The sequence below is a fragment of the Methanobrevibacter sp. genome, from assembly GCF_045114555.1.
Taxonomy (GTDB): Archaea; Methanobacteriota; Methanobacteria; order Methanobacteriales; family Methanobacteriaceae; genus Methanobrevibacter.
Genome location: NZ_JBGUKT010000002.1, coordinates 23,648 through 45,495, shown reverse-complemented (window position 1 = coordinate 45,495; position 21,848 = coordinate 23,648). Strand labels below are relative to the sequence as shown.

Annotated in this window: 16 protein-coding genes; 8 read left to right on the top strand and 8 right to left on the bottom strand. The window is 31.9% G+C overall.

What is annotated here, in order from left to right:
- Window positions 1–36: 36 nt before the first annotated feature.
- The 3 genes from ACJMLB_RS00220 to hisD all read right to left on the bottom strand — a co-directional run bounded on the left by ACJMLB_RS00220 (window position 37) and on the right by hisD (window position 4,298).
- On the bottom strand, window positions 37–1,362 hold the full coding sequence (locus ACJMLB_RS00220; RefSeq protein WP_405322696.1) for an NAD(P)/FAD-dependent oxidoreductase: 1,326 nt from the start codon (window positions 1,360–1,362) through the stop codon (window positions 37–39).
- A gap of 192 nt (window positions 1,363–1,554) precedes the next feature.
- Window positions 1,555–2,877 (bottom strand): aspartate--tRNA(Asn) ligase, encoded by a 1,323-nt coding sequence (gene aspS / locus ACJMLB_RS00215; RefSeq protein ID WP_405322695.1) that lies wholly within the window; start codon window positions 2,875–2,877, stop codon window positions 1,555–1,557.
- A gap of 143 nt (window positions 2,878–3,020) precedes the next feature.
- A complete protein-coding gene (gene hisD / locus ACJMLB_RS00210) occupies window positions 3,021–4,298 on the bottom strand; it encodes a histidinol dehydrogenase (RefSeq protein ID WP_405322694.1) in 1,278 nt (425 codons plus the stop codon).
- Window positions 4,299–5,017: 719 nt separating this feature from the next.
- Between hisD and ACJMLB_RS00205 the strand changes: the two genes are divergently transcribed.
- The 5 genes from ACJMLB_RS00205 (at window position 5,018) to argJ (ending at window position 10,097) form a co-directional block, all read left to right on the top strand.
- The gene (locus tag ACJMLB_RS00205; RefSeq protein WP_292779248.1) at window positions 5,018–5,323 is read left to right on the top strand and encodes a UPF0058 family protein; all 306 of its coding nucleotides are present in this window, start codon (window positions 5,018–5,020) and stop codon (window positions 5,321–5,323) included.
- Between the two features lie 469 nt (window positions 5,324–5,792).
- Entirely contained in the window at window positions 5,793–6,833 is a 1,041-nt protein-coding gene (locus ACJMLB_RS00200) for an NYN domain-containing protein (protein WP_296854721.1), read from the top strand.
- Window positions 6,834–6,968: 135 nt separating this feature from the next.
- Window positions 6,969–8,171 carry a hypothetical protein gene (locus ACJMLB_RS00195; RefSeq protein WP_296854723.1) on the top strand — a complete coding sequence of 401 codons (1,203 nt, stop codon included), beginning with the start codon at window positions 6,969–6,971 and terminating at the stop codon, window positions 8,169–8,171.
- A gap of 93 nt (window positions 8,172–8,264) precedes the next feature.
- Window positions 8,265–8,774: a hypothetical protein gene (locus ACJMLB_RS00190; protein WP_405322693.1), complete on the top strand. Its 510-nt coding sequence runs from the start codon at window positions 8,265–8,267 to the stop codon at window positions 8,772–8,774.
- Between the two features lie 99 nt (window positions 8,775–8,873).
- Entirely contained in the window at window positions 8,874–10,097 is a 1,224-nt protein-coding gene (argJ, locus tag ACJMLB_RS00185; RefSeq protein ID WP_405322692.1) for a bifunctional ornithine acetyltransferase/N-acetylglutamate synthase, read from the top strand.
- 154 nt (window positions 10,098–10,251) lie between these two features.
- On the opposite strand, the gene ACJMLB_RS00180 is transcribed toward argJ, so the two are convergent.
- A complete protein-coding gene (locus ACJMLB_RS00180; RefSeq protein ID WP_405322691.1) occupies window positions 10,252–11,814 on the bottom strand; it encodes an ATP-grasp domain-containing protein in 1,563 nt (520 codons plus the stop codon).
- On the bottom strand, window positions 11,769–11,948 hold the full coding sequence (locus tag ACJMLB_RS00175; protein WP_405322689.1) for a hypothetical protein: 180 nt from the start codon (window positions 11,946–11,948) through the stop codon (window positions 11,769–11,771). The genes ACJMLB_RS00180 and ACJMLB_RS00175 overlap by 46 nt, the downstream gene beginning before the upstream one ends.
- A 611-nt stretch (window positions 11,949–12,559) precedes the next feature.
- On the opposite strand from ACJMLB_RS00175, the gene ACJMLB_RS00170 reads away from it, so the two are divergent.
- Entirely contained in the window at window positions 12,560–13,396 is an 837-nt protein-coding gene (locus ACJMLB_RS00170; RefSeq protein ID WP_405322688.1) for a hypothetical protein, read from the top strand.
- 372 nt (window positions 13,397–13,768) lie between these two features.
- Here the strand turns inward: ACJMLB_RS00170 and ACJMLB_RS00165 are convergent, their stop codons facing one another.
- Together ACJMLB_RS00165 and ACJMLB_RS00160 are read right to left on the bottom strand one after the other, a co-directional pair.
- On the bottom strand, window positions 13,769–14,152 hold the full coding sequence (locus tag ACJMLB_RS00165; protein ID WP_405322687.1) for a hypothetical protein: 384 nt from the start codon (window positions 14,150–14,152) through the stop codon (window positions 13,769–13,771).
- Between the two features lie 74 nt (window positions 14,153–14,226).
- Window positions 14,227–15,207 carry a cysteine peptidase family C39 domain-containing protein gene (locus tag ACJMLB_RS00160; protein ID WP_405322686.1) on the bottom strand — a complete coding sequence of 327 codons (981 nt, stop codon included), beginning with the start codon at window positions 15,205–15,207 and terminating at the stop codon, window positions 14,227–14,229.
- 481 nt (window positions 15,208–15,688) lie between these two features.
- Here ACJMLB_RS00160 and argB point away from each other — a divergent pair, with 481 nt between their 5' ends.
- Both argB and ACJMLB_RS00150 read left to right on the top strand, forming a co-directional pair.
- Window positions 15,689–16,567, top strand: a complete 879-nt coding sequence (gene argB, locus ACJMLB_RS00155; RefSeq protein WP_296854741.1) for an acetylglutamate kinase — start codon at window positions 15,689–15,691, stop codon at window positions 16,565–16,567.
- A gap of 226 nt (window positions 16,568–16,793) precedes the next feature.
- Window positions 16,794–20,834, top strand: a complete 4,041-nt coding sequence (locus ACJMLB_RS00150) for a C1 family peptidase (RefSeq protein ID WP_405322685.1) — start codon at window positions 16,794–16,796, stop codon at window positions 20,832–20,834.
- A gap of 215 nt (window positions 20,835–21,049) precedes the next feature.
- Here ACJMLB_RS00150 and ACJMLB_RS00145 read toward each other — a convergent pair whose 3' ends face one another.
- A complete protein-coding gene (locus ACJMLB_RS00145) occupies window positions 21,050–21,793 on the bottom strand; it encodes an SDR family NAD(P)-dependent oxidoreductase (protein WP_405322684.1) in 744 nt (247 codons plus the stop codon).
- Between the last annotated feature and the right edge of the window lie 55 nt (window positions 21,794–21,848).

Below are 21,848 nucleotides of genomic sequence, written 5' to 3'. Positions count from 1 at the left end.
TAAATAATTATAAAAATAGGTAAAAAAACAAATGTTTTATTTTAAACTGTTTGCAGCTTCCTGACCTGCCAAGTAACCTGTAGAAAATGCTATCTGCAAGTTATATCCTCCAGTAGGTCCGGCCATTTCAAGAACTTCTCCTGCAAAGTACAATCCATCCACAAATCTTGATTGAAGTGTTTTGGACTCAATCTCTTTTGACTTCACTCCTCCAATGGTAACCTTTGCAAGATCAATTTCCAATGACTCTATTTCAATAGGATGTCGCTTAAGGTTCTCAGCTATTTTATTCTTATCCTTTTTAGTGATGTTAGCCATTGTTTTGCTAGGGCTGATATTGATTTTCATTAGGAAATAATCAATGAAATTAGTTGGCAGGAACTTTTTCATATAATTCTTAATAGCCATTTTACCATTGTCAGGGGTGTCTTTGGTGATTTGGTCCTTTATCTCTTCTTCAGTCATGTCTGGACTAAAATCGATACTGATCTTATTGCTAAACAATTCAAGGCTTTCAATTTCATCATCATCATCCTTTTGATTCAAGTTATCATCCAGTATTGTAAACTTGGACTTTTCAATCAATAAATTGCTTAAGTCAATAACAGCAGGGCCAGTCAATCCAAAATGGCTTATCAATGCATCTCCTCTAACGCTTATTTTTTTCTTCTTATCCTTAAATGAAAGTTCCACATCACTTAAGGTAAGTCCGCTTAAGCTTCTAAGCAAAAAGTCATCTACATTGAATGAAACAAGTCCCGGCTTGATGTCAGTGATTGTATGATTCATCCTTGAAGCAATCCGATATCCATCTCCAGTGGAACCTGTAGAAGGATATGTGATGCCTCCTGTAGATACTATGATCTTTGATGCATTTAATGATAGTTTTTCATTTTCTATTAAGAATACCGGTTCCATACTTTCATTTAATTCATGTTCAATATCATTTGCATTTATTGGACAATTGGTATGTATATCCACTTCCAGTTCTTCAAGATATTCCTCCAAAACATCTAAAATATCTTGGGCATCTTCACTGTCTGGGAAGATTCTCTTTTTGTCCTCAATGTGGAATTCAAGGTCTTTCTCTTCAAATATTTCAAGCAATTTGTCTTGAGGCAATGTGTATAATGCATGTTTTAAGAAGTTCTTGTTCTTATTGTAATAGTTCAATTGATCATGGATAGGTGTGCTGTTTGCAATGTTGCATCTTCCACCTCCGGTCATGAGAAGCTTTTTGCCTAAGCTATCATTCTTTTCTATTATGCATACGGTTTTTGGGCCTAAGATTTGCGCTGCCTTTATTGCAGCCATCATTCCTGCTGGCCCTCCTCCTATAATTGCTACCTTGTATTCCTGCATATTATTACCTTGAATTCATTTTATTAAAGTTTTCGTTTTAAAATAGTTAGTTTAAAATAAGTAAAATAAGTATAAAAATAGTTCTTTTAATTTTAAATAAGTAAAATAAATAAGGAAAATCAAGTTAATTCCTTACTTATTCTTTTTCAATTAATTTTTATTTTAATTAATATTTTATTAATTTCCATTAACTTATGGAGTTAATCTGTGTCTGTCTCTTGGGAAGAGTACAGTTTCCCTAATGTTCTCAACACCGGTTAATACCATAGCTAATCTGTCAGCACCTACACCCCAACCAGCGTGAGGAGCCATACCATATTCGAATGCTTTCAAGTAGCTTCCGAATCCATCTGGGTTTAAGTCTCTTTCAACCATTTGTTTAACTAAGAGGTCATATTGGTGAACCCTTGTGGAACCTGATGAGATTTCAAGGTTTTTGTACATCAAGTCGAAAGCATGACTGATTTCTGGAGTGTCTTCGTAAGGCATTGCATAGAATGGTTTGATAGCTGATGGCCAATCGGTTAAGAAGTAGAAACCTTCTTGAGTATCTCCTAAAGCTTTTTCAGCTTCTCTGGATAAGTCTTCTCCCCATTCCATATCGATTCCCTTGGAATTGATTATGTCTACAGCATCGTCGTATTTGACTTCTGGGAATGGTCCTTCAGGAATAGCGCTTAAGTCGTATTCCAAGATTTCCAATTCTTTTGCACAGTTTTTCTTAGTTGATTTGAGAACTGCAGTGATCATTCCATCCAATACTTTCATTACATCAACATCATCTGCAAATGAGATTTCACAGTCAATGGAGACAGCTTCGTTCAAGTGTCTTAAGGTGTCGTGCTCTTCAGCTCTGAAGATTTGGCCGATTTCAAATACTTTGTCAAATCCAGCACCCATCATCATCTGTTTGTATAATTGTGGAGATTGGCCGAGGAATGCTTCTTTTTCAAAGTAAGTGATTGGGAAAAGTTCAGTTCCTCCTTCAGTAGCGGAAGCTACAAGCTTAGGAGTGTTGATTTCAATCATGCCCTGTTCGTAGAAATAGTCACGAACGGTTTTGAACATGTTAGCTTTTATCTTGAAGATAGAGCTGACATTTGCTTTTCTTAAATCCAAGAATCTTGAGTTTAATCTGGTATCGATTTCAGCCTTTACCTTTTCGGTAGGGTCCATTGGCAATGGCTGTTTAGCAGGGTTAAGGATAATGACTTCAGCTGGAATGATTTCTACACCATTTGGTGCTTTTCCTGCATCTTGCACTGTACCTTTAATAGCCACTACAGATTCTTTTCTGAGTGCTCTTAAATCATCTAAGATGCTTGCATCTACCTTTTTACTTGGTGCAGTTATTTGCACTAATCCATCTCTGTCTCTGATGATTACAAAGATGATTCCACCTAAATCTCTTATTTCATGTACCCAACCCATAATAAGGACTTCTTCCCCACTGATATCTGGGTTTACATCTTTTGAATAATGAGTTCTTCTTAAGTCGCCTAATAAATAATCCACGTTAATCGCCTCGATTATATTTACAATTTAATTTTGTTAATTTTTAATTATAATAGATTTTTAATTATAATAAACATAATAATTGCTTTAATTATAATAATTATATTATTTCTTTAATTTATTTAAACTTAGTTTTTTTAGCATTATTTTTTATCCAATCTCACTTTCACTGAATTTGCATGTGCATAGAATCCTTCATATTCGGCTATTGGGATAACTGTTTTAGAAAGTTCCTCGATTCCTTCCCTTGTAAGGGTCTGAACAGTAGGTTTCTTAAGGAATGCTTCAGTTGAAAGTCCGGAATACATTTTTGCTCCACCACCAGTTGGCAAAACATGGTTTGTTCCAGAACCGTAATCTCCAGCAGCAACTGGAGAATATTTGCCTAGGAAAATGGATCCTGCATTTTTAATTTTATCTAGAACTGCCTTGTCATCTGCTGTGCTTATGATTAAATGCTCAGGAGCATAGGTATTAGTAAAGTCAATAGCATCCTCCATATTTTCACAAAGGATTATGTGTCCATGCTTTTCTAAGGATTCTTCAATGATTTCACGTCTTTCTGCTTCTTTTGCAAATTCTTCAATCAAATCTTTTGCATTGTCAGCTATTTCCTCATCATCAGTTACCAAGAAGCATGATGCATTAGGGTCATGCTCTGCTTGAGATAGGAAGTCATGAGCAAGATACTCTGGAATTGCAGTATTGTCACACAAGATCAACACTTCAGAAGGACCTGCAGGGAATTCTATATCAACATCACCGTAAACAAGCTTTTTGGCTCCAGTAACAAATACGTTTCCAGGGCCCACTATCTTTTCAACCTTTTCAATTGACTCAGTTCCATAAGCCATTGCTGCAATAGCTTGAGATCCACCGCATTTGTAGATTTCGTCTGCTCCAGCCAAGTCTGCAGCCACTAATATAGCATCCATGATTTTTCCATCAGCTCCTGGAGGAGTGCAGCAAATGATTCTTTCCACTCCTGCTATTTTTGCAGGAATCACTTCCATTAAAATGGAAGAAGGATAAGCAGCTCTTCCTCCTGGAATGTAACAGCCAACACTATTGATTGGCCTTATAATCTGTCCAGCAGTAATTCCAGTGTTTACTTCCATAAACCATTCTTCTGGAATTTGGGCCTTATGGAATTTTTCAATGTTTGCAGATGCTCTTTTAAGCGCTTCAATAAGATTTTTATCCAAATTATCGTAAGCTTCTTTGATTTCATCTTTTGAAACCTGCAAATCATCCAATTCTGCCTTATCAAACTTTGCAGTGTATCTTTTTACAGCTTCATCCTGGTTTTCCTTAACATCCTTTAAGATGTCTGAAACTATATTCAGGACTTCACTGATATCTGCCTGTGATCTTTTGATTAAATCATTTGCAGTTTCCTTATCATATTTTAGAATTTCCATTCTACCACTCTTGCTAAATAAAATAAAAAAAATTAATATAATTATAATTTCTTTTCATTTCTTTTTGTTGTTTTTATGCATCTTTTTCTTATGATTATATTGATGCATAATTTATAACATAATTAAATATATTTTTTATATTTTATATACATTATTAATAATATTATTAAATTCTTTTATTTTTTGTCTATTTTTCAGTTTTTTTCAGTTTATTTCTAGTGCTGTTTGCCCATTTTTCGCATGCTTAAGATTTTTCAATATTTTAAACTGTTTAAAAAATTTATTTATTTAATTTAGTTAAGTATTAGTTTGTCTATTTTTCAGAATTTTTAATAGGAAAAATCTAAAAATTTTTGAAAATATTTTGTTTTGAATCCAATTCAACAAAAAGATTTATATATTTTTGATACAAAGAATTAAATATAAAAATTTATATAGTTAAACATAAATTTTAAATACAATTGTGTTTAAAGTACTATTAACAAAAATAAATTTGAGTATGTAATTTAGGTAGTTCATTATTGAGGTTTATATGGGGATTTTGTTGTTAGTTGTTTAAATCCCAAAAGATGATATAAGTCTCTTGGTATTTGTAGTGAATTAATATTTTATAGCTTATTTTTATGTTTGTTATGTGTTTAATGATTTAGTTAAATAATTAGATTTAATTTAAATCCATAATTTATTTTTACAATTTTAAAATATAGGAAAGGTATTATATGTATAAGGATGAAATGATTCAATTACATCAATTTTTAGTATATGTTTTAAAATATTTAGACACTGATAACTCTGCTCATGAGTTCTTTGACGATTACCTTGCTTTGAATATAAGTCCTCATCATATTCACAGAACAAAAGCAGAGCACAAACATGCAATTTTCGTTCTTTCTAACATTATTTCTGAAGTAATCTTGAACAAGGAAGAGGGATCTGTTCCTCCAAATGTTTCAAATGCTTTAAGGGATCTTGTAAGAAGATCTAAAAAAGAATTAAAAGCAGCTGAAGCTGCTCAATCCAAATAATTCTTTTTTCTTTATTTTTTTATTTTTCTATTTTTGTTATCTTTTTTAGTGGTTTTTTGTGTATTATTGTGTATTTTTTTTCTTTTTTTAGTGGTTTTTTGTGTATTATTATGTATTTTTTTTCTTTTTTCAGTGGTTTTTGTTGTAGTGTTCAAAAGTTTTTTGTGTATCCCTGTTGTTTTTTCATCTATTTTTTCTTTAGGATTTTTAAATTATTATTCTTGTCTTAAAAAGATTTAAATATATTATTACTGATATATATTTATAGTATAAAAATTTAATACTAAAATATTAAAATTAGAATCATATTAATAAATAGATTCATATTAAATTAAAAAATTTTAATATTTTAAGTATTTAGATTGACAGATTTAATTAATGGCGAGAATTAAAATCATTCATAGAAAAATTATAATTAAATAAAATTTTTAAATAAAATTTTTTAAAAAAACTTTTAAAGGGTGATATCTTGAAAGTTATTATTGATGCAGCAAATGTTGCGCATTTTCATAAAGAGGAAGGTTCAAAAGCTAAATTAAAAAACATTACCTTGGCTGTTAAGGCTTTGGAAGAAGAAGGCCATGACTTTTTGATCATAGCAGATGCTTCCTTGCGTCATAATATAGATGATAAAGAGACTTTTGTCAGATTGGTTAATGATGGAATCATTGATGAGGTTCCTGTAGGAACCATTGCAGACCATTACATTCTTGATTTGGCTTATGAAGAGGATGCAAAGGTATTGTCCAATGACAAGTTCAGGGATTTCATGTCTGAATTCCCAGACATCAACAGCATAAGGATTCCATTTTCAATTCAAGACAATGAATTGGTTATGGGAAAAGCGAAAAAACCTAAAAAAGTCAAGAATCTCTTGCAGAACATCTGTGATGAAATATTGAATGAGCTTGAAAGAAAACGTTGGGTAGTCTACAAAGGAAAGGAGACAACCAAATTCACTCCATTGAATGTTGCAAAGCAAGCTATTCTCTTGCTTGACGAGTCTGAACAGGATAACGTTTCCTCAAAAATAGAAGGAATATTCTCTAAATTGCCAATGTTTGACAAGGTTATGGAAATGGTGGATGATGTTGAAACATCTGTTCCATATGTGATCTTTGTTCTTGTTCATCCAAAAGACTATAAGGCTGCTGTCAAGGATGCAGGTAACATTTCAGTAACTGTAGCGGACAGATTGAGATTGGTTCACAAGCCACTTATCGCAGTTAGAAATGACTTGTTCATCAAGCCAGGTTACTTTGGATTGAACATAGTCTTGACTGATGAGGTTGAGGACAATCCTCCATATAACATTGAAATCCAAACAAACACCTACGATGAGGTATTCATTAAGAAGAATTCAAGAAACATTGCAAGTACAATTGCAGGCAGATTAGGTTCCTGGAAGTTCCCATTCGTTTCAGTCAAGCCTAATATGATTCTTGAAAAGCCAGGTGAGTTTGAGATCTATTTGGAAAAGAATTCCAAGAAAAAGAAAGATAAGGATTAAATCACCTAATCTTTCAATTAATATTTTTTAAAAGATTCTATCTAATGGATCTTATTTCTAATTAAAGATTTTGAAATTTAACGATTTTATACTTAACAATTTATTTGATATTTAAAAATTAATAGGAGGTAAAATATGGCTGAACATAGTATTATAAGAAAGCTTGTTTCATTAGTTACAAAACATGAAATCATAAGCATAGGTACTAAATACTTCCCTACCACTCCATTGGAAACTGAATATGTGGACATGTTCAATTACACTCAAACCATGCTGATGGAGATCGATAAGGCACATATCACAACAGAAAGTATTTTTACCAACTTGGTTAGAGATGTTGGCCGTGAAAACATTCCAGAAAATCATAGCTTTTATGAATTACTTCCTGCTCAAGATAAGGTTGAAGAATATGCTCTTGTAAGCAATATCATAATGGGTAGTGACCGTTACATGTATGTAGAGCTTTCAGAACCTTCTTATATTATTAATCTTTTCACTGATATTATTTTAAGAGAAAATGGAGAAATTATCGAAAGAAGCGAAACCGAAATCGTTTCAAGATTGATGTCTAAAAACGATGCAATCAGAGTGGCTATACGATTGGTGGGCATTGGTTTGGATAATGGAATCAAAGTAAGGGCTGCTGCGGGTATGACTGGTGCTGCAGCTATTGAAAGATCCATTAAGTTCAATAAGGAAGTTGGAGATTCTCCAGGTGTTGCATTCACTAAATTAGGTGGTGAATATGCACTTGTATTGGACACTCCATTCAAATTGGCTGAATCCGAACCTCCTGAGTTCCAGCAATACCTGTTCATTGATATTGTTGACTCTACAAACTTCATTTCCAAGCATGGAAGAAACAAGCTTGTGGAATTGATGACAAGTGTCAAGGAGTTCATGGAAGATTGTGAAGGTCAAATCGAAGGATACCGTGAAGGTGGAGATGACTTGATAGCAAAATTCCCAAGTAAGGATGTAGCTATTCGTGCAGGTCTTGATTGTGCATGGTTTATATTGAATAACGGTGCTAAAGTCAAGATAGGAATCGGTAGAAGCAGAAGAGAAGCAGGTGAACGTGCAAACATTGCAGAGAGCATTCATGGATTCGGTGCATTGTCTTTAGTCATATTTGATTTGGCTAATGGTTTGTATGGATATTACATTCCATCAGACTTTACAAGAACATTATGTGAATTCTTAACAAATAAGAAAGGTAAGCTAATCACTGCATTTATTGTAATGTTTGTAGCTTCATATTTGCTTGCTATAATGGGCATGGGCATTTATGGACTTTTATTAGTCTTATTGCTTGTGGCTTACTATACATTTAGGTAAAATTTATTCTTAAAAATAATTAGTATTCAGTTGAAATTTGAAATTTATAGTCTTAGCTTTAAAGACTTAAATATGTAATTTGTGGTGAAATTAATGGCAATCGGTAGAAGAGGGAATTCTAGAAAACAGCAAAACAAGAATGTCTTGAAAACTAGAACTCCTAATAATTCTAGAAACTCCAGAGGTTCAAGAGGTTCAAGACACTCAGGTCCTGCTAGAAATCCTAGAGGTTCCGGAGGTTCCAGATACTCATCTAATGCTAGAAAACCAAACAATTCATTAAGTTCTATTTGGTCTAAGAGTTCTATGCCAAGAAGGCCTAGAAGCCCTAGACAGATACTTGTGCTAGTGATAATATTAATTGCTTTCATTTGTGGTTTGGCTTTAGGCATTTCAATGATTATGGGTGTTGGAAGTGAGCCTGATCCTGGTGAAGTGCAATATATGAATGTAACTGATAATATAACTGTATATGAAAACAGCAGTTACGACTTGCATGATGAAAACGGTACTCAAATCTCATATTATGAGTTTGATGAAAATGTAACCTCAGGCCAAAATGTCACTGCATTCAATGCTTCGACTGCCACTGGCATTTATTAATTAGAGAACTTTTTCTCTATTTTTTTCTAATTTTATTTTTTTAAGTTTTTTATAATTTTTTATAATTTTTATTTTTTATATAATTCCAAAGGAGATATCATGTCTAACATTAAAGTTATTGAAGGAGGAATCTGTGCTGTAGAAGGTGTTCGGGCAGCAGGAAGTCGTGAAGGCAAATACGGCCTTACAATTATTGAATCTAAGAATAGTGCTGCTTCAGCTGTTTTCACATCAAATAAGGTTGTAGCTGCTCCTATTATACATACTAAGGAAATGATTAAAGGTGGAAAAATATCATTGGTTGTTGCAAACAGTGGAAATGCAAACTGCTTTACAGGGCAAGATGGAATAGACGATTGTGACAAGACCATTGAATTTGCCTCAGGCATCTCTGGCATTCCATCAAGTGAGATAGCTACTGCATCAACTGGAGTAATAGGAAGAAAAATGCCTATGGACATTATTTTGCCATTGGTTGAAAAATCAATTTCCAAGTTGGACCATAGTGCAGAAAGCTCAACTGATGCTGCAAAATCATTAATGACCACTGACACTTACCATAAGGAATTTGCTGTAGAGACTGAAATCGATGGTAAAAATGTAAGGATTGGAGGAATAACTAAAGGAGTCGGAATGATTGCACCTAACATGGGAACCATGCTTTGCTTCTTGGCAACAGATGCTCTCATATCCTCTGAAATGATTAATAAGGCATTGAAATCTGCTGTAAACAGAAGCTTCAACATGATCGTTGTTGATGGGGACCAAAGTACAAACGACACTGCAATCTTGATGGCAAATGGAAAGTCTGGTGTTGAAGTTGCTAAAGACGGTGAAATCAATGAGGATTTCCAAAATGCTTTGGATTTCATTTGCATTAGTTTGGCTAAAATGATGGCTCGTGATGGTGAAGGAGCAACTAAATTCATTGAATGTAAGGTCAATGGAGCTAAGGATGAAAATGATGCTATTTTGGCTTCTAAATCTGTAATCAGTTCCTCACTTGTAAAATCAGCTATCTTTGGTGGAGACCCTAACTGGGGAAGGATTGTGGCTGCAGTAGGATATTCTGGCTGTGAAATGAATCAGAACATGATTTCAGTTTCCGTTAATTCAGGTGATGGGAAGGAAGCCATTTTAGTTGATAAAGGTAAAATCCTTGCATTTGATGGAACTGAAGAGCTTAATTCAGCAGAAGAGATCATGCAGGAGAAGACAGTAAACATAGTTGTAGATTTGTATCAAGGTGATGCAAGTGCAACCGCTTGGGGATGCGATTTAACCTATGATTATGTAAAGATCAATGCAGAATACACTACTTAAAATAGGTCTTTTATAATATGGATATTATTTTTATAAAAAAAGAAAAAATTAAGAAGCTTCATTTAACTTCTTAATTTCATTTAACTTCTTAATTTAATTTATTAATCTAAATTTATTTTTTTTACTTATCTCTTTATTATTAATTAGTTATTATTCAGGTTCTCCTTGCAAGAATCATATCCCTGATTCCATATGGGGGAACTTCAATCTTCAATCCTAATGTTTGAATAATACTTTCCATTCCATTTCTTCCACTAGGAATCTGTTCAAATGTATTTTTTGGAATGAATACATATCCTCCTGATTTGACTCTGGATAGACCTTCAAATGACAATTTAATGATGTTTTCATCACTTTCAACAAAATAGCTTTTATTTAGATTAATCAGTACAAAATCAAATTCCCCATTTAACTTACCGATATCTTCTGGTTTACTTTGTAAGATATCAGTATCATCTATAAACTGGTCTGTAATAATAAAACCGGTTCCATATTTTCCTACAAAATCAATAAATGGTTTAATTTCATTTAAATAGGTTTCATCATCCTTGGTATCTGTTTCTTTTTTATTTTCACTTAAAACCAATGAAAATGCACGTTTTTCAATATCCCTTAGGAAATTAAGGTTGTCCTGCACTTCATTCAAGTCTTCATGAACCAAATAGACCAAGCCACAGCTTGTATGCAAATCTTCTGTTTTAGGGAATAATGTGCTGTTGTCAATGATTTCAGCCATGGAAGTCTTATAATGGCTTTTGAATCTAAAGCTTATATTGTCCATAGGTGATGATTTGGCAATGATGTCATTAGGAACTATAAATAGCTTTAATGCACCATGTGCATATAATCTGTAAGGCCTTCTATAATTTGCCATAAAAAGTTCTGGCTTTAGATATGAATCCAGAATGCTGTCTGTTTCGTGTTGGCCGGAGATTCTGTTTAGGAATTCTGCTTCCATACTTGCACCGCAAGGGCGGCAATTCACTTCAATCAGGACAGGTCCATTTTCATCTATCATATATTTTCCATGAACTGGACCGTATTGGATTCCAATTGCATCAGCCACATCGTATGCATATTCAACCATTTCTGCCTCGCCAATGCTTAATTCATTGACTGTTTCACTTGAATCATAGACTATGGCACCTTCATTGGTTTTGACTTTTGAATATTTCCAGATTAGGGTAACATTATGAATTCCCTCGCATGAAACTGTATTTACAATATATTCATCGCCCTTTATTCGTTCTTGGATTAGGAATCTAATCTCATTGTCCCCATAATAATTTACTGAATGATTCAATAGTTCTTGGAGGGATTCGATCATTTCCTCTTTGTTTTCGCATATCCTTACACTGGCACTTCCTGCACTGTAAGTTGGCTTAATGACCACTTCCTTTAAATTTTCATTATCATAGAACTCGATTGCATCATCGATGGAATCGACTACTTTTCCTCTAATATAGCGAATTCCGCATTCCTTTAGTCTCTTGTGCATTTCATCTTTTAAAGTCATGGCATCAAGATTTTCAATAGGATTCCCTAATAAACCTAAATCATGAGACAATTTTGTAGCTAATATGACTCCTTTTTCATTTCCAGGCAGTACTAATAGTGGATCTAATTCTTTAACCATTGCAAGGGTTTCTTCATAGCTATCCTTTTCAGATATTATATCAAAGTCATATTTAATTCGTTTATATTCATTTTCAACCATTTTTGATATTCTCTTCCTACTTCAGTATCTATTCTTTTTGGTTCAAGTACCACTGGATTATAGCCTCTGTTGATAATGTCTTCAATATAATTTATTCCTGTTGATATGCATTCAACAATCACTATATTTCTCATCAAATTCCTCCAAGTTATAATTAAATATTAACTAATTAAATATTAACTAATTAAATTTAACTAATTAAATATTAACTAATTATATAGTTTATAAATTAAATTTAAATATTTTTTTTGTTAATCTCTTAATTTATTATTCTTTTTTTAATTTCAAATTCTTCATAATGGAATAAGGGAAAAAGTTTATATGTATTAAAAATAAATATTTTATTAAGTTTTATTATTAAAGCTATTTTTATAAAGAATTTTCTCATATTTTCAATATGAAAAATTTATTTTTATTTATTTTAGATTAATCTTATGATAATCTTATCATCAAAATTAAAGGAGGATATATAATGGCAAAAGTAAAAGGTACCAACAAAAGAACCAGACCTAAAAGATCTTACAAAAAGCCTGGTAGTAAAAAAGGTAGAGGAGTAAGACAAACTTGGAAAAAATAATTTTCCAACTTGCTTTTTCTAGCTTTTAATTTTTATAATTATATCAATTTATATCAAAATATCAAATTTATTTACAAAGTTATTTCTATAAAAAAGGTATTATTCCTTTTAAAATGTTTTTATAAGGTTTCAGGATTTTAATTGAAATGAATTATTTTTGGTGTTTATATGGCTGATGAAGACAATGCACAAAAGAAAAAATCAAGAAAACCTTCTAAAAAATTACTCTATTTTTTAATCATTCTAATTGTCATATTAGCAGAGGGTTTCGTTCTTTGCTATGATTATTCAACTAATGAAGACAGCTTATTGCAGGATTTATCTGAGAATTATCCTATTTTAAATCAGGTTTTAAAATTTATTCCAACTGATTTAATCAATTCATTTACTGCAGACTCTACAGATTCTGCAGATAAGTCCGTAAAGACAATAGGCAAGAACAGCATAGGAACTGTTACTCTTGAAGGGCCATATGGAAATGCCAATTCTTCTGTAAAGGTTGCATACATCTTAGGACAGCATCCAAGGGAATCCAATGCCCATGATGCAATATATGACAGTCTTTTAAACAATTCAGATTACTTAAATTATTCATATTATGTTTATAGGATCAATGTAACTGCAGAAAGTGATGATTTTGAAGAAAGCAGAATGAATGGCCAATTGCTTGCACAGGATTATGTGGTAAAAGATGTGCTCAAGAATGGATATGATTTGGTAATTGACATTCACGCTTCAAATGGTGGTTATGTGCAGGATCCTTATATATTCGCTCCAGTTTCCAATGATACAGTGGCTTATGAGGCTGCAAACAATGTAACCCAAGCCATCAATTATGTGATCTATTATGAACCTGCGAGCTATTCAAGCCCCCAATACTCTACTATTCCTATAGAAGAAGGGGGAATTCCAGCTATTGTATTTGAGATGCGTGGAAACCCAGACCATAGCTTGGAAACAGAGGCAAATCAGTTTATCCATATTGTGGATAAATTGAATTTATAATTTTTTCTATTTTTTTCAATTCACTTTAATTTTTTTATTTTTTTTTAACTCTTTTTTTAAGAACTTTTTTAAAATAATTATTGACTCTTTTTGATATTTTTTATTTTAGATTAAAAGAAAATTTTACTAACTATTTTCATTCAATTAAATTAAATAGTCGCTTGATTATTTGCTTAGTGTTATATTTTTATATTAATTTAAAAGAAGTTGTATCTAATTAAATGATATGCGATTATTATTTTTCAATTGATGCATTCCTGCATCTACATATCTTTATATATTTTTTATAAAAAAAGAAAAAATTTATAAATAAAATAAATGAGCAGGCATTATTCTATTTATTTTTAAAAAATTTTAATTAAAAAATTAAATCTACACTTCAGTTGCATTCACTACATCGTAATAGAATGTATCCGGTTCCTCTTTAAGTCCTTTAGTGAATTTAAGAGTGCACTTCCCGTCTTTTGTGTGATCTATTTTGGAGTCATAGCTGCCTAAAAGATTATTTCCCTTATAGAAGTTTACCTTAATGTCTATGTTCTTATAATCCTTTCCATTTACAGATCTTATGCTTTGACTGAATGAGTATTCCTTTTTCTCTGCATTCCAGCTTGTTGTCGGTTCAATTGAATAGTCAAAGAGATCAGTCATCTGGGAACTTTCAGGAATGGCAGTATTGGAAAGTCCCAAATAAGCTCCAATGGCAACTACTGCAACTATTATTGCGATTATTGCAATTGTAATTTTCTTATCCATACTTAACCTCCTTAATATTGTATATGGGTTTTCCATTTATTAATTTTTGTTCATTTCAAAATGTGATTAAAACTCTATTTTCTTCTGAGTTTAGCGCTTGTCAAGGAGTCATCAGAGACGTAATAATATTTGTAGATGGGCTCTTTGACTTTGTATTTTCCCCAAACTGGACGGTTTCCTTTTACATATACCCATTGTGAAAAGGACACATGCCCCCCAACTATCTTAGGCCTTAGGACCCAACCGTACCTTTGGACCAATCCATATTTCCACACTATCCTATAACCAATGACCTTTTTCTTCAATCCTTTCCCTGAAATCTTCATGCATTGCTCATTGCTTAGGATATTGATTTGATTGGAGATCAATTCTTCCTTTAAGTCAATTGAGTCCTTCAGGGATAAGACAATTGCCTTTTTGCTAAAGTATGTATTGAAATCATCGATTGTTAAATTAATGTTTCCTTCGGTGGAATCGGCTAAAAAGACATGAGTGTCTGTTAGCTTATTTATTACAGTCCAATGCTCGCATCCATTGATGTTAAGATGGACTATATTGTTTTCCTTAAGGCATTTGGTATCAATTTCAATTCCATATGCACGGAATCCGTAGTATTTTGCAGTATCGATTAAGGATTGCATTGTTGTTCCATTCAAGCTTGTGTTTGTATGCTTTGAAACTTCATTTAAGCTGAGATTAAGCCCATATCTGTTTAAAACAGTGGCTAGAGATGCAGGTCCACAGCTGTAATTGTCATTTGCCATTACTACACCACTTGTGTCCTTTAGCCTTTCTTCAATCATATCATCTATGCTTTCTTCTAAGTCGTCAGAAGTTTCTGTTTTTATAGAATTCGCATCATTTAGCTCATTGGATTCTAACTGATTCATATTCAAATCATCTAATCCTTCATCTGTATTTTGATTTATACTTAAATCATTCATGTCTGCATCACTTGTTTCCATTAAATCGGTATCGCTTGCAGATATTTGCCCGATTATTAAAAATAATGATACAAGACATATTATCAAAATGCTTTTATTTATTTTCAACATAATTTTTCTCCTATTTTTTACTTAGCTTTAAAAATTGGATTTTTTTGTTGATAATTTTTCAAATTCATAAACTTGTTATAAATCTTTTATTTTGTAAACTATTTGTTATAAATAGTTTATTTTTAATATAAATTGATTTGCTTTTAAAACTAAGTTATTTTTTAATTTAAAATAGGATATATTTAAATTTAAGCATTTTTAAACTTTATTTTTTAATTATAACTATAATATTTGCTTTAAATTAAAATTTACGAACTCATATTAATTTTATAATGATTTCATAATTTATCAAATGAGTATAATTCTCTTCTTCAATGATATTTTTATATACTATTATAAACAAATCTAACAATTGATATTTAATTAAGATTAATTTTTGCAAATTTTAAGAAATAAAAAATTATATTATAATTTTGATTAATTTTTTGCAAATTTAGAAAATTAAAAATTTTATACTTATTGATTTATTTATGTGATTGAAATGGAAAGAGTAAATATTTTGGTAGAGGCTCTACCTTACATTAAACAGTTTTACAATAAAAAGGTCATGATTAAATATGGAGGCCATGCTATGGTGGATGATGAGGCAATGGCTTCTACAGCAAGAGATACTGTATTATTGAAATATGTTGGTATGCAACCTATCGTTGTTCATGGAGGAGGTCCTGAAATCACCAGATCCATGAAGAAGTTAGGTAAGGAACCTAAATTCATCAAAGGGTTAAGGGTGACTGATGAGGAAACCATGAGCATTGTAAAAATGGTTCTTGTAGGTAATATCAACACAGATATCGTTTCTCAAATCTGCTTGCATGACGGTAAAGGAGCTGGTTTATCCGGTAAGGACAATAAGCTTATTGAAGCATGCAAAAAGATTCATAAGATAAAGGATGAGGAAACAGGTGAAATTGAAGAGATTGATTTAGGTTTGGTTGGTGAAATCAAAAGAATCAATCCTGAAATACTTGAAATGTATACTGAAAATGATTTCATTCCAGTTGTTTCCCCTATTGGAATTGCTCAAGATGGTACTACCTTGAACCTTAATGCAGACACTGTAGCTGGTGCAATAGCTGGTGAAATGGATGCAGAAAAGTTAATAATTTTAACTGATGTTCCTGGTGTATTAAGAGACCCAGAAGATCCTTCAACATTGATTCAAAGAATCCATGTAGATGAGATTCCTGCTCTTATTGAAGAGGGAATCATCTCTGGAGGTATGATTCCTAAGATTGAAACTTGTGTTGATGCATTGAACAATGGAGTAAAATCAGCACATATCCTTGATGGAAGAATCAAACATACCTTGCTTCTCGAAATCTTTACAAAAGAAGGTATTGGAACTATGATTTATAAGTAAATTCTATTTATTTACTTATTCATAATTTTTTTAATCATTTTTAACTTTTTTATTTACTTTTTTTATAATCTTATTTTTTTAGAAATAATCTTCTTTATATATTTTTCATTCAATTTTTATCATATTCTTCATTCAAATCTTGAGTTTTTTTCAGATTTTTTTACCTATTTATATTTATATAATAAAAAATATACTATTACTATAATAAATTATTTGGAGAATAAAAATGCAAAAGACTCATTATAAACTTCTTGTTTGCTTGATGGTTTTCCTTTGTTTAATCATCATTCCAACATCATTCGCTGCAGATGCTGATGCAAGTCTAATTGAGGAGAATACAAACTCTCTCGATTCATTAGGCCTTGTGGAATCTGTTGATGATGGAGGTTCATTGGATTCTCTCAATACTGAATATGAAATGGTGGGAGCTAGTGAATCAAATGGGGATGTTCTCGAAGCAGATTACTATTTTGATAGTTCTGCAGAGACTGATGGTAATGGAACTTATGGAAATCCGTATAACAGTTTAAGTGTTAGCAGAATTAAAGATAATTCTGTTATTCATTTAGCAAATGGAGTTTATGATCTCAACTCTTATAAGTATGTTACAAACCTTACAATAATTGGACAGGATGCTGCTCAAACAATTATTAATGGTAATAAAATGAGATTTGAGGTAAATGGAAATTTTATTCTTCAAAATGTCACATTAAACGATTTTAGACTTGTAAATAATGCGAAATTAAATGCTACAAATGTAATTTTCCAAAATGGTGCTGGTTACTATTCTGGAGGAATAGTCGGAGGGGCTATTTATGCTCCAAGCAACTCTCCTATTTATTTAAGAAATTGTACTTTTTACAATAATTCTGTAGCTAAATCTGGTGGTGCAATTTATTCAAATGCACACAAAACTATAGAAATCATAGATTGTACATTCATAAACAACACTGCAGGTGAATGCGGTGGAGCAATTTACATAAATACAACAAGTCAAGAAAATAAAACCAATTTAACCATTAAAAACACTAAATTCATCAATGACAAATCAACTGGAGACGCTGGAGGAGCAATATACCTAAGATTTGTTAACTTTAATGGAAATAACATATCTGTCTCTAATTGTTCATCCACTTTCGGTGGAGCTTTCACAATCTTAAGCAGTGATGTTGTATTAACTAACATTTATGGTTTCAATAACACTGCAATGTATGATGGTGGTTTTATCTATCAAATGTATGGTGAATTAAAGGTTTCAAATTCCACTTTCATATCAAACAACGCTAAAAATGGGGCAGGAATATTTATAGATGGCGCTAAACGTCTTTCAATATACAATAATACTTTCATAAACAATTCAGCTAGCGTATCTGCAGGAGCAATATACTCTGTTTTCAACAATAATTCCAATATAAAAGATATCATCTATGAAAACAATACTGCATTAGATCCACTTTTCAATGATTTGTTTAACTCTTCATATCTTGATTTGATTGCTTATGGTGATGATTATTCATTATATAATTACAATATACAGGATAATCCTCTTGAAAGTTTTTATAATTCCAGTTATGTCACTTCCATAAAAAATCAAGGAAATGGAGGTAACTGTTGGGCTTTTGCCACACTTGCAACCTTAGAGTCATGTATCCTAAAGGCATCTGGAGAGAATCTTGATTTATCAGAAGAAAACATGAAAAACCTTGCTGCTCTTTATTCCGTTTACGGTTGGAATTATGAACCTAACGGTGGAGGATTTGACGACTTGGCATTAGGATATCTTGCAAGCTGGTTAGGTCCAGTATTTGAATCAGAGGATTCATATAATGCTCAAAGTGCATTATCTCCTGTTTTAAGCAGCTTTATGCATGTTCAAAATGTGTTGTTCTTAAAGAGGGATAACTACACTGACAATGACATGATTAAAAGAGCAATAATGGATTATGGTGCAGTTTATTCTCCTGTTTATATGGATTATAAAAGTAATGATGATATAGGTTATTATGTTTATAATACCCTTACTAAACGTGACCATGCAGTTACATTGATTGGATGGGATGATACTGTAGAAATTCCAGGAGCTCCTGGAAAAGGCGCTTGGATTGTCAAGAATAGTTGGAGCAGTGTTAAATATTTCTATCTTTCCTATTATGACATGTCTTCTCTACAATTAGGAAAATGGGGAGATGCATTTACTTTTATCTTAAATGATACAATCAAATTTGATAAGAACTATCAGTATGATATTGCCAAAACAGATTTCTTCTTCAATACAACAAAAACTGCATGGTACAAGAATATCTTCAATGTAACTGACAATGAGTATTTGACTGCAGTTTCCACCTACTTTGAAAAGGAAACAACTTATAGATTATCTGTTAATGTGAACAATGTTTCTATACTAAATCAATCAGGTTTCGCACGTCCTGGCTATTGGACCATTGACTTATTGAATCCTATTTCACTTAATGTTGGAGACATATTTGAAATTGTATTTAAGATAAACGTTACAGGAGATGCGGGAGTGCCTATTTCAGAAGCTCAAAGCTTAAACAATAAATTCTACAAGGAGAACATTTCATTTATCAGTTTTGATGGAAAGAATTGGGTTGACTTATATGATTTGGTGTGGAAGGATTATCCTGACCATACCTATAAATCACAAGTTGCTTGCATAAAAGCATTTACACTATTGAATAAGGTCAACACTGAAATCACATTGGATGTAAATCCAAATGTCACTGGTGAAAATAACTTTAATCCTGTAAATATCATAGCAACTGTATTGAATCAATATGGTTATCCTGTAAATTGCGGTCAAGTTAAGTTTAATTTGGCTAATGAAATTGTATATGCTAATGTCTCTAATGGAGTGGCACAAATCACCCATATCTTTAAGAAAGGCATTAATAACATATCTGCTGAATTTGTATCATGCGCTTATAATTCCCCAATTGTTAATTCAACCGTGGACATTACAAAATATGATGTATCAATGAGTTTAGATGATTTCTCACTTATCTTTGATAATGCAACTGTTAATGTAAGTTTCTCAGAACCAATTAACGAAACTGTTTTCTTCATATTTGATTATAGGAACTTTACAGCTAAAGCTCAAAACGGTAAGGCTTCAGTTAATTTGACAGATTTAAATGCTGGATGGAATAATCTTAAGATTGCCCTTTATCCTGCAATTTATGATTGCAATGAAATCCTTTATGCCTTCAAGATTGATGAGTATGATACAAGAATTATTGTTGAGGATTCATCAACTATCTACAATAAGGATTATAAGTATAAGATAAAACTTGTTGATTTGAATGGAAATCCACTGTCCGGCAGAAAGATTGAATATAGATTAAACAATGTAAATTACAGTGGCACAACCGATAATAACGGAGAAATCACATTAAGCAACTTAAAGGCAGGCACCTATAAGTTAATTGCAAGCTTCAAAGGTGAAAATCTTTATCACGAATTTTCCAATTCATCAACAATCACTATCAAAACAACAGTTGCACTTCCAAGCTATTCCAATTACACTTATGGATCCAAATACAGCGTAAAATTCCTGGATAAAAATCTAAATCCTTTAAAGAACACTAATGTTACAATAGTATTTGGAGGAAAAACATATAAATTAAAGACAGACAGCAACGGAATAGTCAAGATAGACAACTATCTAAAACCAGGAACTTATGATGTAATAGTTAAGAATCCGAAAACATTGGAAGAGAAAACCCATAAAATTAAGGTTCTTGCTAGAATCAGTTCAAATAAGGATTTGACTATGTATTATGGTGCAGGTTCCTATTATAAGGTTAGAGTATATGATAATTATGGAAGAATTGCACAGAATGTATCTGTTAAATTTAGTATAAACGGCAAGAACTATTATAGAACTACAGATAAAAATGGTTATGCAAGCTTAAAAATTACTTTAAATCCTAAGGTTTATACTATTTCAGCTACTTATAAAGGATTTACAGTTAAAAATAAGGTAACAGTTAAACCAACAGTAATTACAAAAAACCTTTCCAAAAAGAAAGCTAGAATAATTAAATTCACTGCTAAATTAGTCAATTCAAAAGGGGCTATCTTAAAATATAAATATGTGACATTTAAGTTTAAAGGCAAAAAATATCTTAGAAAGACTAATAAATATGGAATAGCTACCATTGGCCTTAAAAATTTAAGACGTGTCAAATATACTATTTATTCTAGTTATGGAAAATTAACTGTTAAAAATACTATTAAAGTCTATTAAATAAGTTTTTTAAAGTGTTTTTAACATTTTTTTCTTTTTTTATTTTTTTCAAAAATAGTTTTTTAGAGTGTCTTTAACATTTTTTTATATTTTCAAAATTAGTTTTTTTTTTAAATTTGAAAGTAATTTTTTCTAAAAATAGTAAATCAAAGATAAGATTGATATTAAAAAATAAAAATAGTAGTAGTGGATAAAGATCCAACTACTTTAAAAACTTAACACTCGAATCCGCCGTCACATCTGATGATTTGACCGTCTACGAATTCAGATTCGTCAGAAGCAAGGAATAATGCTAATGCAGCAATGTCTTCTCCTTGACCTACTCTTTTCATAGGTGCTCCGTCAACCATCATTTGCAATGCTTCTACTCCACCGATACTATCTACCATAGCGGTGTGGATCGCACCAGGAGCAATACCGTTACATCTTATTTCAGGACCAAGTTCGAATGCCATGGATTTGGTAAGACCTGCAATAGCGTGTTTGGATGAGATGTAACCTACAAATCCGAAGTGTGCAGCATAGGATGCTACTGAACAAGTGTTAATTACAACACCTTTTCCTTTTTCTTTCATTACAGGAGCTACTAATTGGGTTAAGTATAATGGAGCGTATACGTCAACTGCAAATACTTTGTCCCATTCTTCTTTGGTAATGTCTAAAAGAGGGGTTACGCTTAAAAGTCCTGCGTTGTTGAATAAAATGTCGACAGTACCATATTTTTCCATGGTTTCGTCAAAGATCTTTTTAATGTCGTCAACATTAGCCATATCTGCAATAACTGCAAATGCTTCTCCACCAGCTGCTTTAATGTCATCCACTACAGCTTGTGCTCTTTCTTCGTTTCTTCCAGTTACAACAACTTTAGCGCCTTCTGCAGCATATAATTTAGCTGTAGAACGGCCCATACCTGAAGTTGATCCAGTTACAATTGCTACTTTTCCGTCTAGTTTACCCATTTTTTCACCTTCTTTAATCATAAAATTTTATGATATTGTGATTATTAATATATTG